Raw genomic sequence first — 14,910 nt, 5'->3', positions numbered from 1 at the left:
TATGGAAAAAGAAGACATGACATTAGTATGGACTGTCATTTCTTTAAGATGACAACTGTCACCTTCCTGGCTTCGAATAAAAAAAAGAGGCTGCCCTATCAGTAGAATAAACTACTAATAAGGCAGCCTCTTTAGGTGAAGAAAGTTTAGTTACCTCCGAAGGAATCCTTTTTCCAGCAGAAACTCCTTCATATGCAGCCGTGCTGGCTGTGACAATCGCTCCGCCATAATGGCCGACCAAGGGGTGTCTTTGGCGCCGTGGGTCCGCTCACGCATATAGTCTGAGGAGACTTTATCGTACGTTTTGACCTGCTCCACAGTGGTTTCCGCATTATAGCGATTACGATGCAGAACAGCCTCTAGTGGAAGCCGCGGACGCAGGCCCGAAGCTCCGTCAGGATAACCTACACACATCCCGAATATCGGATAGACCAATTCAGGCAGTCCCAGCAATTCCGATACCTCCGCGATCCGGTTACGGATTCCACCGATATATACAATTCCAAGTCCTAGTGATTCCGCAGCCACTGCAGCATTCTGTGCAGCAAGCGCAACATCAACGGTAGCTACAATCAGGTTCTCAGCAGAATCTTCATAAGAAGTCTCTCCCTGCAAATGAGGTTTCGTCACCTCGCGCAGCCGATACAGATCAGCGCACCAGACCAAAAATACTGGGCATTGTTCTATATAAGCCTGATTGCCCGCTAGTCCCGCAAGCTCCGTCTTTAGTGCCGGGTCAGTAACTGCAATAACACTATAAGCCTGAACATTGCTTGAGGTTGAAGCCATCTGAGCTGCTCCAATAATAGCGCTAAGCTGATCTTCACTTACTGGCTTATCCTGAAACTTGCGGACAGATGCATGTTTCATTAACAGAGAAATTGTATCGTTATTTACTTGCACTGTGGCCACTCCCTAAATAGTGATAGTGATATTACAGCTTTACCCGCTGTAGCCGAAGTGCATTCAAAACAACAGACACGGAGCTAAATGCCATCGCAGCTCCTGCCAGCCATGGGGCTAGAAACCCAAGTGCAGCAATCGGTATTCCTATTGTATTGTAAGCAAGCGCCCAGAACAAATTTTGTTTAATATTTCTCATCGTTTTGCGGCTCATCATAATCGCATCAGGAATACTCTTCAAATCCCCGCGCATCAGCGTAATATCTGCTGCTTCCATAGCTATATCCGTTCCTGTCCCAATCGCCATACCCGTATCGGCAGTAGCCAGTGCCGGAGCATCGTTGATCCCATCCCCAACCATGGCAACCTTAGTCCCATTCTGTTGGAGCTTGCGAACCTCTTCGGCTTTGCCCTCTGGCAGAACCTCTGCTAACACTTTCTCGATCCCTGCCTGCTTCGCAATAGCCTCAGCTGTAATTTTATTGTCACCAGTGATCATTACGACTTCAATACCCATATCATGGAGCGCGGCTACAGCCGCTTTTGAGGTCGGTTTAATCGTATCAGCAACGGCCACAATCCCAGCGATTTCACTCTCTACCGCTACTAGCATAGCTGTCTTTCCCGACTCCTCCAGCTTCTTCATAATTGGAGTCCATTCTGTGATATCAAGCTGATGATCTTCCATCATCCGCCGCGTGCCTACCATAACCTGCTGATCGGAGACAACGGCCATAATTCCACGTCCGGGCACATTATCAAACTGCTCAGCAGTAGGCAAAGCCAAACCTCTATCAGCAGCGCCAGCAACAATAGCTTCCGCAAGTGGATGCTCAGATAGCTTTTCAGCAGCTGCAGTTAAAGCTAACAATCGGTTTTCCGCGTTTTCTTTTCCATAAGCTGCAATTCCAGTAGTAGTCACAACATCGGTAAGCACGGGTTTACCATTCGTCACTGTACCTGTTTTATCTAGCACAACGGTCTGAATCCCTTGCGCTCCCTCTAAATGCTCCCCACCCTTGAAGAGAATTCCAAGCTCTGCTGCCCGGCCCGATCCTGCCATAATGGAGGTTGGCGTTGCCAGACCTAGCGCACATGGACAAGCGATTACGAGCACTGCAATGGCTTTTTCGAGGGCATCAGCGAACTGGCCAGGGGCTGCCCAGAAATACCAGATCAGAAAAGTTATTACGGCAATACCCACAACAATCGGCACAAAAATCCCTGAGATTACATCGGCAATCCGCTGAATCGGAGCTTTGGAGCCTTGAGCTTCCTCCACTACTCGGATAATTTGAGCCAGCGCAGTGTCGCGACCCACTTTATTGGCTTTGATTCTCAAGATACCGTTCTTATTCATAGTGGCACCGATCACGGTATCCCCTGGTTTTTTCTCCACAGGAATACTTTCTCCGGTCAACATCGACTCATCCACAGAAGAAGACCCCTCGACAACTTCGCCATCCACAGGTACCTTTGTTCCGGGCTTCACCAATACAATATCACCAGGAATAACTTCATCTGTCGGGATATTCATTTCTTGCCCATCCCGAATTACGAGGGCGGTTTTTGCCTGAAGACCCATTAAGCTTTTGATTGCGTCAGAGGAACGGCCTTTCGCCAGCGCCTCAAACCATTTACCGACAAGGATAAGTGTAATGAGTACAGCACTCGTCTCATAATACATTTCTACAGTATGATTCATTCCCTTCATGCTTAAGGAATCAATGGTCAGATAAAGACTGTAGAAATAAGCTGCCGACGTCCCTAATACGACCAACACATCCATATTGGCACTCCGGTTACGAAGGGCTTTATAAGCACCGACGTAGAACTGCCAACCGATGATAAATTGCACAGGGGTAGCCAGTACAAGCTGGAACCAAGGATTCATAAATATATCCGGTGTTGGAATCCAGCCGGTGAAGGAGAAATGACCAGCCATCGCCCATAACAATGGGAACGAAAGAATTGCAGAAATGATCCATTTCCACTTTTTATGCTGAATTTCTTTTCCACGACGATCCACATGATCCTTGCGGTCTTCTTTAAGAGAAGCTTTATATCCGATACTGCTTACCTTCTCCATGATCTCCCTTGGACTGATATTACCGGGTGTATATTCTACATGTGCTGTTTCCAGCGCTAAATTCACATTAACTGCTGCTATACCCGGTGTACGGCTCAACACTTTTTCAATCCGTGAGGAACACGCAGCACAGGTCATCCCCGATATATCAAAATCCGCAGATTCTTTAATAGTGTCATAACCAAGAGAACGGATTTTATCCTCAATTTGTGGCAACCCTGATACTGTCGGATCAAATCCAACTGTAGCCTGTTCCAAGGCTAGATTCACATTCGCACGAGATACGCCGTCCATCCGGGACAAACCCTTCTCAATTCGGGTTGCACAAGCGGAACAGGTCATGCCTGTAATCTGTACAGTTGCCTGCTGTTCGTTTGGTGAAGCTGTTGTTTTGGTTTTATCCATGATTTCCACGCCTCCACATACCCCTATAGGGTATGATAATTTCTAAAAGAAAAGGCATTGGAGCTTTGGGTAGCTTCCCCATATCACTCCAAGCCTTATTACTGTGCTTCAAATTAAACTACGTCATACCCTTGATCTACAATTGCTTCTTTAATCGCACCAAGGCTTACTTTGTTCTCATCATACTCGACGGAAACTTTCTTAGCAGCAAGATCAACTTTAGCTGTGGCTCCAAGATTGCCTACGGCTTTCTCTACGGAGTTAACACAGTGACCACAAGACATTCCTTCAACGTTTAATGTAGCGTTTGACATTAATATAACCTCCAATAAATGTTGTGAAGCTATGCTCTAGAAGCATTAGCTTATTATTTCATTAATTTGTTAACCGTAATTAGGAGCTCGTCGATAACCTCATGTTCGCCAGCTTCGATTCGCTCAACAATGCAACTTTTCATATGTCCTTCTAACAGCATCTTACCGACACCATTTAACGCCGCCTGTACCGCTGCGAGCTGGTTGAGTACATCATCACAATAGGTATCCCGTTCAATCATACCCTTTACCCCGCGGATCTGGCCTTCAATCCGGTTGAGGCGCGTATTCAAGTTATTCTTGAATTCTGCCGAATGATGACTTTTTCGTTCTCCTGATGATGAAGAATGACAATTTATGTCGCAGGATTCTGCAGCTTGCTCTTTCTTGGCAGTAGACATAAGAATCAGCCTCCTTGGTTATAATATAATATACCCCCGTAGGGTATGTCAAGAGGCATTCCTAATTCATCCACAGATGATCTCCACGGGTAGTTTGTCCCTATATTACCGCCGTATTCTTCTACGGTTGGCTATACATCTCTATTTTTTCAAAAAAACTATTGCCTCCCTATTCAAATTTGAATATAATAAATTTTGCTTCTAATTATGAACATTTTCCGAACAGAACTATCACTATCACTATTAAGAAAAAGGAGCTGCGAAGCATGCATACTAAAGAAAGTAATCTTAAACTCGTAGTGGTTGGCCTGCTGCTTGGTATTCTTATGTCCGCAATGGACAATACCATTGTAGCTTCAGCTATGGGAACGATAGTCTCAGATCTTGGCGGTCTGGATAAAATCGTATGGGTAACCTCCGCTTACATGGTAATGGTAATGGCCGGAACCCCTATCTTCGGCAAGCTCTCTGATATGTATGGACGTAAACGTTTCTTCATTTTCGGATTGATTGTATTCCTGATTGGCTCGGCTTTGTGCGGTACTGCCACCAGTATCACACAGCTCAGTATTTACCGTGCCATTCAAGGGATCGGCGGCGGTGCACTAATGCCAATCGCCTTCACCATCGTTTTCGACATTTACCCGCCTGAAAAAAGAGGAAAATTGACCGGTCTCTTTGGAGCCGTCTTCGGAATCTCCAGTGTACTTGGACCTTTACTCGGTGCCTATATTACCGACTATGTTGGTTGGCAGTGGGTATTCTACATTAACCTGCCGCTAGGAATTATTGCACTGTTCCTGATTGCAACTTCTTATAAGGAGTCGATCTCCCACGCTAAACAGCGCATTGACTGGGGTGGAGCCTTCACTCTGGTTGGCGCGATTATCTGCCTAATGTTCGCTCTGGAACTTGGTGGTAATCAATATGCTTGGGATTCCAGTGCCATCCTTGGCTTATTCGTAGGTTTTGCTGTTCTCTTGCTGGCGTTTATCCTTATTGAGAGAGTAGCTGCTGAACCTGTGATCTCGTTCGCTATGTTCCGCAAACGGTTGTTTGCAACAAGCAGTGTGACCAGCCTATTTTATGGCTCTGCTTTTATCGTAGCTACTATTTACATTCCTATCTTTGTGCAGGGTGTATTTGGCGGCTCAGCTACGAACTCAGGGCTGATCCTTATGCCGATGATGATCGGTACGGTCGTTGGCAGTCAGACCGGGGGGCTGCTTACAACAAAAACCAGCTTCCGCAACATTATGATCCTATCCGCAGTCTGCTTTGTCGCAGGGGTCTACAGCCTAAGCACTTTATCACCAGATACCTCCCGCCTCATGCTTAATGTATTTATGGCTCTGACTGGGTTCGGCGTAGGCTTTTCCTTCTCCGTGCTGAGTATGGCAGCTATCCATAATTTCGATATGCGCCAACGGGGGTCGGCAACATCGACCAGTACCTTCATGCGCTCCCTTGGAATGACGCTGGGAATTACGATCTTCGGGATTATTCAGCGGAATAGCTTTACTAACAGTCTAAGCGATGCTTTTGGCGGTAGTGAACAGTCAGCAGCTTTCGGAGATCCACGCGCTGCGTTAACACCTGAAGCAAGAGCAAAGATCCCTGCTGAAATATTAGAAAAAATATCAAGTGCGTTATCCACCTCTATTGCACAAACCTTTATGTGGGCTTTGATTCCTGCAGTGCTCGGTCTAGTCTTTGTACTGCTCATGCCAAAAGACCGTCTTACCATTCCTGCTAAAGCTGTTCAGGCGTCAGAGGGCAAAAGGTAACCATTATGTCCATGAAATTAGCCATTTTAGGTTTACTGCTGGAGCGGAACATGCATCCCTATGAAATCACATTAGTGATGAAGGAACGTTCCATGGACCGGATCACGAAGCTGCAGATGGGATCACTCTATTATGCTGTGGATAAGCTTGCACAAGATGGTTATATAGAAGCTTTAGAGGTCATCCGCAGCAGTGATCGGCCGGACAAAACAATCTATGCCATAACGGAGCAAGGTAAAGCTTTATTCGAACAGCTTATCCTGCAACAAATTAAGAAAAACGAACCCTTCTATCATCCGATGTATATGGCCCTGGCTATGTCCCGTCATATCGATCAGAGCAAGGTTGAGAAGCTGCTCGAGGAACGCCTCCGGGAAACAGAACATCAGGTTAATCTGGCTTATCAGGTATACGAGGAGCATATCTCCATCGTGCCTCGTTCTGCCCTGCATCTAATGTACGGTACATATGAGCACACCCTGACTGAGCTGAAATGGCTGCAGCGCCTATACGATGATGTTGTAGCACGCAAGCTAAAAGACATAGGGACACCGTTGAATTTAGAGGCCTAATGGCCTCTTTTTTCTGTTTAAGGGAGTCAAAATACGTTTATTAACGAGCACAATAGCCATTAAATCTCAAAGAAAGGCGAGGCGGTAAAAATGACTCAAGAAAAACATCAGCTGAATAGTGACAAACGGGATCACCCGGAACAATATCCAACAGAAAAAGAAAGTCTATTCGATCTTCATGAAAGTGAGCAGAATGTAGACCCGATTCCGATGGAAGATTTGACGCTGGAAAAGCAAGAAGAAAAGAATAAAGAAGAGACCAAACACCGCTCTTCCAGCGACAAAAAATACCATACGGGCTTCTGAGAGTGTACAATATCTACAAGTACGCAATCATAATTTCCAAGGAGGAATCACATTGTTGAAAGCGTTACCTTTAAACAAGCGCGGGATTCCCGCAAGCCGCATTGCTTTAGGCTGCATGGGGCTAGGCGGTGACTGGGACCATGAGCCGATTACTGCGGAGAATGTTAAACAGGGACATGAAGCGGTTGATGCCGCCCTTTCTATCGGCATCAACATGTTTGATCATGCAGATATCTATACTCGTGGGAAGGCGGAGAAGGTATTCGGTCAGATTTTTAAGGATCGTCCAAGACTACGTGAAGAAATCATAATTCAATCTAAATGTGGAATTAAGCTAATGGAGCCTGGAGACAGCACTAATACGTTTGATTTCTCTGGCCAACATATTCTGAACAGTGTAGATGGAATATTGTCACGACTTGGGACCGAATACATTGATATTCTTCTACTGCATAGACCTGATCCCTTAATGGATCCCGAGGAAGTAGCCTCCGCATTACATCAACTGAAGGCCGCTGGTAAGGTTCGTCATTTCGGGGTTTCCAATATGAGCGCCGCTCAGATCAAGCTGCTGCAGACTTATTGCGATGAACCTTTTATCGTAAACCAGCTGCATATGAGCTTGGCTAAGATCAGCTGGGTGGATGCTGGAATCAGTGTAAATCGTGAACCCTGGAAGGATATTATCTTCCCTGAGGGAACCCTTGAACATTGTCGAATGGAGAACATTCAGCTTCAAGCTTGGGGGCCACTCGCCCAAGGTCTATTTAGCGGGCGTTCATTAGAGGATCAACCGGAGAATATCGTCCAAACAGCAGCTATGGTCCAACAGCTCGCAGATGAAAAAGGAACAACACCCGAAGCCATTGTACTGGCTTGGCTAATGACACATCCAGCTGCCATTCAGCCTGTTATTGGAACTGTGAATCCGAAGCGTATTACTGCCTGTGCCGATGCGGACAAGCTGGAGCTTAGCCGTAAGGAATGGTATGACCTGTATGTTAGTTCACGCGGTTCAAAACTTCCGTAACATATACATTTATATTCTCAATTTCATTACTCCGCTTATGCCCGGCTCGCGTTACTACTGCGAGCCGGGTATTTTTTTGCGAATCACTCTAACTTACCGTTCTTTATTGAGAATATATTTAGTAATCGAGCGATATATGGAGTTATTTAGAGATAAATTATCATTTTCGTTCTTTATAGAGTACAAATGCGCGTTATTGGCAGTTTTCTTTTTGATTTATTCCATGTATGATTCATTACAGAAGTTGTTCTTAATAAAGAACGATAATAACGAACCAAAGAAACAGACATTGAGGGGAGGTATTCCTCTGAGACCCAGATCAGCAAGGAGAAGACCCAGATCAGCAAGGAGAAGACCTAGAAGAAACAGGAAAATCGGATTACGTATACTGCAATCAGGAATGGCTGTCTCCGTCTTATTTCTATATACCTCGCAGCAAGTTGGTGGTACCTATGGAGGCTTTGGAGCCGCTACGCAAACCACTAGCACGATTAGCTTTTGCGAAGTATTTCCGAATTCGATCAAGGCACTGCTTACAGAGTTCAAAGAGCATGTTAATCGAGCGCTCACTTTAAAAGAATCACTACAGCCCTTTTCCTCATCAGCTAACTACTCGGACGTTTCGGGAATAGAAGGGATGTCGCTGGAAGAGCTTGATGTCGCTGCAGAAGAGATTTCTTCGCAAATAGCGGCGCTTCAATCCCAAATAGATAGCGTTAACGAGCAACTGGCGGCTAACAGCCAAATTTGGAATCAAATCCACAATGAGCTAAGTGCAGCAGCAGCCTTACTCTTCCAGATAGGAGGATATATGACTTCTCTAGATTCCAACTGTCTAGAAATCAAGGACGAGCAATTTTTCAGAGATTTACAAAGCAGCCTGAATCAAAGCGGTGTGATCTCGGAATCCTTGAATGCTTCCTTAAATGGAGTTATTAGTTACCTAACCTCCATACACGATGTCGGTCTTCCATTCGCTTCGGTAGTTACCAGTGATGTTTATGGACAACTTGAATTACGCGAAGGAGAGTTCCCACAGCCACTGCCATTCCTGATTACCTTCACTCAACCAGACGGCGTGATCTCTAGCGACCTCACCTCATCTTATGAAGCTCTAAATACCGAATTGACTAACCATAAAGAATCGGCAACCTCAGGTATCACTACCCTTCAAGATAAACTCCAATTGATCAGTCAGACTCGCGAGCAAAAACTAGAAGAGCTTGAAAAAGCTCGGCTAGAAGAAGAGCAAGCAAAGAAAGAAGAAGAAGCGAAAAAAGAAGAAGAACGTTTGGCTGAGGAGAAAAAGCAACAAGAAGCCGAGGATAAAGCGAAAGCTGAGGCAACCCCTCCAACATCAGGCGAAACTGCTCCGGAAGCCCCAAATAAAGAACAACCTGAAGCCCCAGCCACTGACCCGGTAAAGCCGGAAATTGACGAAGAGCTCACAATTCCAAAAGATGTCCCTCAGCAAGAGGCTCCACAAGAGACGCCAAAGGCGGAAGACAGTACGACTACCCCGCCGGTAGCAACCCAAGCTCCTTCGGACCCTCAACCTGAGAAAGGTGGAGAATAAGATGCGAATTAAAAAAATTATCAATAATACCCTATCGAGCTTAATGCTTGTGATCTTTATTCTGCTGGTGGCAGCCGTAGTGTTATCCAAGGCCTCCGGCGGTGAACCTGCTTTCTTCGGATATGAGATCAAAACCGTACTCTCAGGATCGATGGAACCAGGAATTCAGACAGGCTCAATTGTCGCATTAAAACCCGGAGGGGATATGAATCGTTTCAAACCAGGCGATGTCATCACCTTTAGGAATGAAGATAATCTGCTCATTACTCACCGGATTGTAGAAGCGACCGTCAATAACGCTACTGGTGAAGCTGTTTATCGCACTAAAGGCGATAACAACGACGCGCCCGACATGAACCCTACCAGTTCTGTGAATGTTGTAGCTCAGTATACCGGGGTCACTGTACCCTATGTCGGTTACGCTATGAATTTCGCGGTTTCCAAAGCTGGAAGTGTAGTCCTCATGATCGTGCCTGGCTTGATGCTTCTGCTCTATGCTCTGTATACCTCTTGGAAGGCTGTAGCTGCATTAGAAAAGAAAAATGCTGCCCTACTGCCAGCGTCACCGCCCCCAACAGAAACACAGCCCTAAGTTGATTGTCCACTTCCGCTTACGAACCGGAAGATACAATATATAAATTTTATAAAAAATTCAAACACAAATTTGAGGAGGAATTTTATTATGGGTATCAAGAAAACATTGGGTCTTGGCGTAGCATCTGCAGCACTGGGTTTATCATTAATCGGCGGAGGAACCTTCGCATACTTTAGCGACACTGCGCAAAGCACAGCTACATTCGCAGCGGGCACGCTCGATCTGAACTCCGACCCTTCTGTCATCGTTAATATTCCTAACCTGAAACCAGGTGATACGGTAACTAAATCCTTCAAATTGAAAAACGATGGTTCGCTCGATATCGGATCTATTATTCTGAATACATCGACTCAAATCACGGATGCTAAAGGAGATAACTACCTGGATTTAGCCGAGTTCATTAAAGTTAAATTCCTTAGAAATAATGATAAAGGAGTACCTATCGTCTCTCCTGAAAATGTAGTTTATGAGACTACACTTGCTGCTTTAAAAAGTCAGCATCCGGATCTCGTAAAAAATACAGGTTGGGATCAACTCTTTACCGAAGCATCCGGTATTAAAGCCGGTACCAACGACAGCTTCTCCGTCCAATTCGAATTTGTGGAAAATAACCAAGATCAAAATATTTTCCAAGGCGATAGCTTAACACTGACTTGGGATTTCGTAGCTAAACAAGGTGCGAAAAAAGACTACTAAGATCAATAAAGTAATTTAATAAAATACTCGAAGAGCAGCAGATCCTGAATCCGGCCACGGATAAGCAGATTGCTGCTCTTCTCTTTACAATAAACTTTGTCCGATTTATTGATATTTGCTATACTAATAACAAAAATTACGGAGGGGCGTCAGCATAGTGCCACAGAATATGGGCCAACGTATCCAGCAGCTCCGCCTAGACAAGGGTTTCTCCCTATCTGAGCTTGCGGACAGAGCAGATGTGGCTAAGTCGTATCTTAGCAACGTGGAGAGAAACATCCAATCCAATCCATCCATCCAGTTTATCGAAAAAATCGCTGACGCGCTTCAGGTATCCATTCATGCCCTACTCTATGGAGAACCCAATGATGCAGAGGAATCACATTTAGATTCGGAATGGTTCCGATTGGTGCAGGAAGCTATGGACTCAGGCATTAGCAAACGCGAATTCAAAGAATTTCTGGACTATCAGAAATGGAAGCTCGATCAAAAGGATTAATACTTCCTACTAATCTGGTACGATCCTCTCTTCTACTAAATCATACCGAAAAAGGACACAGCGAAGAACCGCTGTGCCCTTTTTCGATATGTAACCCCTCTAATGTATTACTGCACGATCTGCACAGTTTTCTCATGAAAGAACTGGCGGATTTCATCTGCCTTAATGCCAGCCTTCTTAGCTGCTAATAATAAATGTACCCACTCTTGATCCAGATCAATAAACTGCTGTTCTCTGTTGCTACCCTGGTTGGACTTTTCCAAAAAATCTCCCCCTAAGATTTTACGTCCCCAGGCAATCCGGCTGTCATAGTATCTCTACCTTAGACCCGCGACTTTGTGCCCCTGCCTTTCGGCAAGTTTACCTTTTACTGGACCCTTTTCACGAAAGGATCTACTTAAAAAACTATAAAATTACTATCTGCAATAACATTATACAAAAAGAAAGCGGAAAAGTGTGTCGATTCCTGGTTACTTTCTATTTTAAAAACGAAAAATAAAAGATTTTTTTTCAAAGATCTTGTCCGATTATCACGATACTCGTCCGTTACATAAAATAAATTGTACTAGCAAAATAAATATTTACTGACCTAATAGTTAAAAATAAGGATAATAGAATCATTTTAATAGGCCTTTAGAATGGGTAATGAGAAGAAACACCCTTCTTTTCATTAGAACAAGCTAACCCATACCATTTTGCGAACGTATTGGACGAAAGAATGAATTGATTACAGTGGCCGAAAGTAGCACAATAAGATGAGAAATGAAACCGCAATCATCACAGCTCCAGTAAGCGTTGACACAAAATGTCACGTATGGAGTTCATCCGTTAAGGAGGATGTATTCATGGCAGCCAAAGAGCCCTATAACGAATCCATTTGGAGTAAGTATTACGGACCCAATTTAGGCTACATTCAAGAAAGATATGAACAGTTTGTGAAAGATCCCTCCACCGTAGAAAATAATTATCGCGAGCTTTTTACAAATTCGGGACCTCCTCCCCTAACTCCGGATAGCGAACCGGCTCCTCAGCCGCGCATCTCGGGAGACACCGAATGGCTTAGAAAAGCAGTAAGAGCTTCCAAGCTAATCGCCAATATTCGTATATATGGCCATATGGCCGCTGAAATTGATCCGCTGGTACGCGATCAGAATCCCATGGCAAAATATCTTGAGCTTGAAACCTATGGGCTGACCCGCGAAGACCTGATCGCACTGCCTGCCACGCTTATATGGGAAAATGCGCCGAATGATGTGCATACCGGATGGGATGCCGTGCAACGTATGCGTCAGGCATACACCAAGACTATCGCCTATGAATTCGGGCATGTGCATGAAGAAAAAGAACTGCAATGGCTAAATAGGCAGGCAGAATCCACCAGCTCACCAGCACCCCTAAATAATACAGAACGCAAAGAGCTCCTGAACCGCCTGATTCAGGTAGAGCAATTTGAAACCTTCCTCCACAAGACTTTTGTAGGTCAGAAGCGTTTCAGTCTTGAAGGCAATGATGCTCTTGTGCCGATGTTAGATGAAATCGTACGTGCTGCTGCACATGACGGTGCGGAGCATATTTTGATGGGCATGGCGCATCGCGGCCGCCTCAACGTTCTTGCACATATTTTGGGCAAACCTTATGATATCATATTTTCAGAGTTTCATCATTCTCCGAACAAGGAGCTTTTCCCTTCCGAAGGCTCCACAGGCATTAACTATGGTTGGACAGGTGATGTGAAATACCATCTCGGTGCAGACCGTGCTGTCCGTGAAGGAGAAACCGTACGCACAAGAATAACACTAGCGAATAACCCAAGTCACTTGGAATTCGTCAATCCTGTTGTGGAAGGTTTCACTCGTGCCGCACAAGAAGATCGGAGCACTGCAGGACTGCCGAAGATTGATACCAGTAAAGCTATGGCGGTGCTGATGCATGGCGATGCTGCTTTTCCAGGTGAAGGCATTGTTGCAGAAACGCTTAATATCGGCAAACTTCAAGGTTATCAAAATGGTGGGACGATCCATATCATTGTTAATAACCGAATTGGTTTTACGACTGAAAGTGAAGATTCCCGTTCTACGCATTATGCGAGTGACATCGCCAAAGGGTATGAAATCCCAATAGTCCATGTCAACGCTGATGACCCAGAAGCCTGCGTAGCAGCTGTACGTTTAGCTAGCGCATACCGCCATCAATTCAAAAAAGATTTCGTAATTGATCTCATCGGCTACCGCCGTCATGGTCACAACGAAATGGATGATCCTGAAACCACACAACCTATTGTCTACGGTAAGGTTCGCAATCATCCAACCGTCTACAAGGTCTATGCAGAGAGACTGAAAAACGAAAAGGTTCTTACCGCCGAAGACGTACAAAGGATGAATGCTGAAGCAGAAAGCGTATTGCAGCGTGCGTACGATACTATGAAGGAAGGCAATCATAAGAAAAAAGAACCCAAAGCCTTCATTCCTCTACAAACGGACCGCGCAGCGGCAAACACTACAGCGGTATCCATCTCCAGCCTGCAGGAGATCAATCGTGAACTGTTGACGGTTCCTGCTGGATTCCAGGTTTATCCGAAGCTGGAGCGCATTTTACAACGTCGTAAAGATGCACTGAATGAGGGTGAAAAGGTCGACTGGGCACTGGCTGAAACATTAGCCTTCGCTACCATTCTGAAAAATGGAACGCCCATCCGACTGAGCGGTCAAGATGCCCAGCGCGGAACCTTCGCACATCGCCATCTGGTGCTGCACGACAGTAAAACAGGAGATTTATTCTCTCCTCTGCATCAGCTAAGCGATTCCCGTGCCTCCTTTGGCGTATACAACAGTCCATTGTCAGAGGCATCAGTATTAGGCTTTGAATATGGTTATAATGTGTTTGCACCGGAAACCTTCGTAATCTGGGAAGCACAGTATGGTGATTTCGCCAATGCGGGTCAGGTTATTTTTGACCAGTTCATTGCCGCTGGACGCGCCAAATGGACACAGCGCAGCAATCTCGTCATCATGCTGCCGCATGGCTACGAAGGACAGGGACCTGAGCACTCCAGCGGTAGGCTGGAACGGTTCTTGCAGCTATCCGCTGAGGAGAACTGGACGGTCGCTAACCTGACTACCGCTTCGCAATATTTCCATCTGCTGCGGCGCCAAGCAGCGTTATGCGGGCAGGAAGATGCTAGACCGCTAGTCATTATGACGCCGAAAAGTCTCATTCGGAATACGCGCAGCACTTCTGCCGGAACCGAGCTGGCTTCAGGACAATTCAAGCCTGTATTAGCTGAATCTTTGCTTGGCCAGAAACCAAGTGAAGTTAAACGGCTCGTAGTCTGCAGCGGTAAAGTCGCTATCGACATCCAAACAGAACTGGAAGCAGCACCGGATAAGGATTGGTCATGGCTGCATGTTCTTCGCCTAGAGCAGCTTTATCCGTTCCCGGAACAAGAGTTAAGCGAACATTTAAACTCCTTCAGCTCCCTTCAGGAAATTGTCTGGGTGCAAGAAGAGCCGAAAAATATGGGCGGCTGGAGCTATAGTGAGCCTCGGTTACGCGCCATCGCACCGAAAAATGCCGGCGTAAGATATATCGGCCGTCCGGAACGTTCCAGCCCGGCCAGTGGTTATGCAGATGTGCATAGCTTCGAACAACGTAGAATTGTAACAGAAGCCCTAAAATCAAATTCGAACGTACAAGCGGCTGTACCGTCCTCTTAAGAGGACGGTATCACAATAGCGTAA

At 45.6% G+C, this 14,910-nt stretch carries 14 protein-coding genes and 1 riboswitch; of the genes, 9 read left to right on the top strand and 5 right to left on the bottom strand.

Annotated elements, in window-relative coordinates:
- Positions 1-150 precede the first annotated feature (150 nt).
- The 4 genes from nfsA to NST40_RS01975 all read right to left on the bottom strand — a co-directional run bounded on the left by nfsA (position 151) and on the right by NST40_RS01975 (position 4,112).
- A complete protein-coding gene (gene nfsA / locus NST40_RS01990) occupies positions 151-903 on the bottom strand; it encodes an oxygen-insensitive NADPH nitroreductase (protein WP_076304312.1) in 753 nt (250 codons plus the stop codon).
- A 31-nt stretch (positions 904-934) separates the two neighbouring features.
- Entirely contained in the window at positions 935-3,397 is a 2,463-nt protein-coding gene (locus NST40_RS01985) for a heavy metal translocating P-type ATPase (RefSeq protein WP_076192712.1), read from the bottom strand.
- A 113-nt stretch (positions 3,398-3,510) separates the two neighbouring features.
- On the bottom strand, positions 3,511-3,711 hold the full coding sequence (locus NST40_RS01980; RefSeq protein ID WP_076124634.1) for a copper ion binding protein: 201 nt from the start codon (positions 3,709-3,711) through the stop codon (positions 3,511-3,513).
- Positions 3,712-3,764: 53 nt separating this feature from the next.
- Entirely contained in the window at positions 3,765-4,112 is a 348-nt protein-coding gene (locus NST40_RS01975; protein ID WP_076124636.1) for a metal-sensitive transcriptional regulator, read from the bottom strand.
- Between the two features lie 266 nt (positions 4,113-4,378).
- Here NST40_RS01975 and NST40_RS01970 point away from each other — a divergent pair, with 266 nt between their 5' ends.
- The 8 genes from NST40_RS01970 (at position 4,379) to NST40_RS01935 (ending at position 11,173) form a co-directional block, all read left to right on the top strand.
- Positions 4,379-5,899: an MDR family MFS transporter gene (locus tag NST40_RS01970; RefSeq protein WP_036682771.1), complete on the top strand. Its 1,521-nt coding sequence runs from the start codon at positions 4,379-4,381 to the stop codon at positions 5,897-5,899.
- Between the two features lie 5 nt (positions 5,900-5,904).
- Positions 5,905-6,471 carry a PadR family transcriptional regulator gene (locus tag NST40_RS01965; protein ID WP_036682773.1) on the top strand — a complete coding sequence of 189 codons (567 nt, stop codon included), beginning with the start codon at positions 5,905-5,907 and terminating at the stop codon, positions 6,469-6,471.
- Between the two features lie 90 nt (positions 6,472-6,561).
- Complete coding sequence (locus NST40_RS01960) at positions 6,562-6,777, top strand: hypothetical protein (protein ID WP_051491260.1); 216 nt, start codon at positions 6,562-6,564, stop codon at positions 6,775-6,777.
- Between the two features lie 52 nt (positions 6,778-6,829).
- On the top strand, positions 6,830-7,807 hold the full coding sequence (locus NST40_RS01955) for an aldo/keto reductase (protein WP_076124641.1): 978 nt from the start codon (positions 6,830-6,832) through the stop codon (positions 7,805-7,807).
- Positions 7,808-8,207: 400 nt separating this feature from the next.
- The gene (locus NST40_RS01950) at positions 8,208-9,383 is read left to right on the top strand and encodes a hypothetical protein (RefSeq protein WP_076219723.1); all 1,176 of its coding nucleotides are present in this window, start codon (positions 8,208-8,210) and stop codon (positions 9,381-9,383) included.
- Between the two features lies 1 nt (position 9,384).
- Positions 9,385-9,975, top strand: coding sequence for a signal peptidase I (locus NST40_RS01945; protein ID WP_076124645.1), 591 nt, complete (start codon positions 9,385-9,387; stop codon positions 9,973-9,975).
- A gap of 90 nt (positions 9,976-10,065) precedes the next feature.
- Positions 10,066-10,674 (top strand): TasA family protein, encoded by a 609-nt coding sequence (locus tag NST40_RS01940; protein WP_036682781.1) that lies wholly within the window; start codon positions 10,066-10,068, stop codon positions 10,672-10,674.
- Between the two features lie 169 nt (positions 10,675-10,843).
- On the top strand, positions 10,844-11,173 hold the full coding sequence (locus NST40_RS01935; protein ID WP_036682795.1) for a helix-turn-helix domain-containing protein: 330 nt from the start codon (positions 10,844-10,846) through the stop codon (positions 11,171-11,173).
- A 107-nt stretch (positions 11,174-11,280) separates the two neighbouring features.
- Here NST40_RS01935 and NST40_RS01930 read toward each other — a convergent pair whose 3' ends face one another.
- The gene (locus NST40_RS01930; protein ID WP_232061118.1) at positions 11,281-11,436 is read right to left on the bottom strand and encodes an anti-repressor SinI family protein; all 156 of its coding nucleotides are present in this window, start codon (positions 11,434-11,436) and stop codon (positions 11,281-11,283) included.
- Between the two features lie 27 nt (positions 11,437-11,463).
- Positions 11,464-11,548, bottom strand: a riboswitch (cyclic di-GMP riboswitch).
- Between the two features lie 470 nt (positions 11,549-12,018).
- On the opposite strand from NST40_RS01930, the gene NST40_RS01925 reads away from it, so the two are divergent.
- Positions 12,019-14,886 (top strand): 2-oxoglutarate dehydrogenase E1 component, encoded by a 2,868-nt coding sequence (locus NST40_RS01925; RefSeq protein WP_339246043.1) that lies wholly within the window; start codon positions 12,019-12,021, stop codon positions 14,884-14,886.
- The last annotated feature ends 24 nt before the right edge of the window (positions 14,887-14,910 follow it).

The sequence above is a fragment of the Paenibacillus sp. FSL R10-2778 genome (assembly GCF_038593035.1).
Taxonomy (GTDB): domain Bacteria; phylum Bacillota; class Bacilli; order Paenibacillales; family Paenibacillaceae; genus Paenibacillus_AQ; species Paenibacillus_AQ odorifer.
The sequence above is the reverse complement of the archived record's forward strand: the minus strand, read 5'-3'. Positions and strand labels throughout refer to the sequence as shown.

Coding starts and splice junctions, on each gene's coding strand:
- NST40_RS01940 (WP_036682781.1), top strand. CDS start 10,066: ATGGGTATCAAGAAAACATTGGGTCTTGGCGTAGCATCTGCAGCACTG.
- NST40_RS01945 (WP_076124645.1), top strand. CDS start 9,385: ATGCGAATTAAAAAAATTATCAATAATACCCTATCGAGCTTAATGCTT.
- NST40_RS01925 (WP_339246043.1), top strand. CDS start 12,019: ATGGCAGCCAAAGAGCCCTATAACGAATCCATTTGGAGTAAGTATTAC.
- NST40_RS01980 (WP_076124634.1), bottom strand. CDS start 3,711: ATGTCAAACGCTACATTAAACGTTGAAGGAATGTCTTGTGGTCACTGT.
- NST40_RS01985 (WP_076192712.1), bottom strand. CDS start 3,397: ATGGATAAAACCAAAACAACAGCTTCACCAAACGAACAGCAGGCAACT.
- NST40_RS01965 (WP_036682773.1), top strand. CDS start 5,905: ATGTCCATGAAATTAGCCATTTTAGGTTTACTGCTGGAGCGGAACATG.
- NST40_RS01975 (WP_076124636.1), bottom strand. CDS start 4,112: ATGTCTACTGCCAAGAAAGAGCAAGCTGCAGAATCCTGCGACATAAAT.
- NST40_RS01960 (WP_051491260.1), top strand. CDS start 6,562: ATGACTCAAGAAAAACATCAGCTGAATAGTGACAAACGGGATCACCCG.
- NST40_RS01970 (WP_036682771.1), top strand. CDS start 4,379: ATGCATACTAAAGAAAGTAATCTTAAACTCGTAGTGGTTGGCCTGCTG.
- NST40_RS01935 (WP_036682795.1), top strand. CDS start 10,844: ATGGGCCAACGTATCCAGCAGCTCCGCCTAGACAAGGGTTTCTCCCTA.
- NST40_RS01950 (WP_076219723.1), top strand. CDS start 8,208: ATGGCTGTCTCCGTCTTATTTCTATATACCTCGCAGCAAGTTGGTGGT.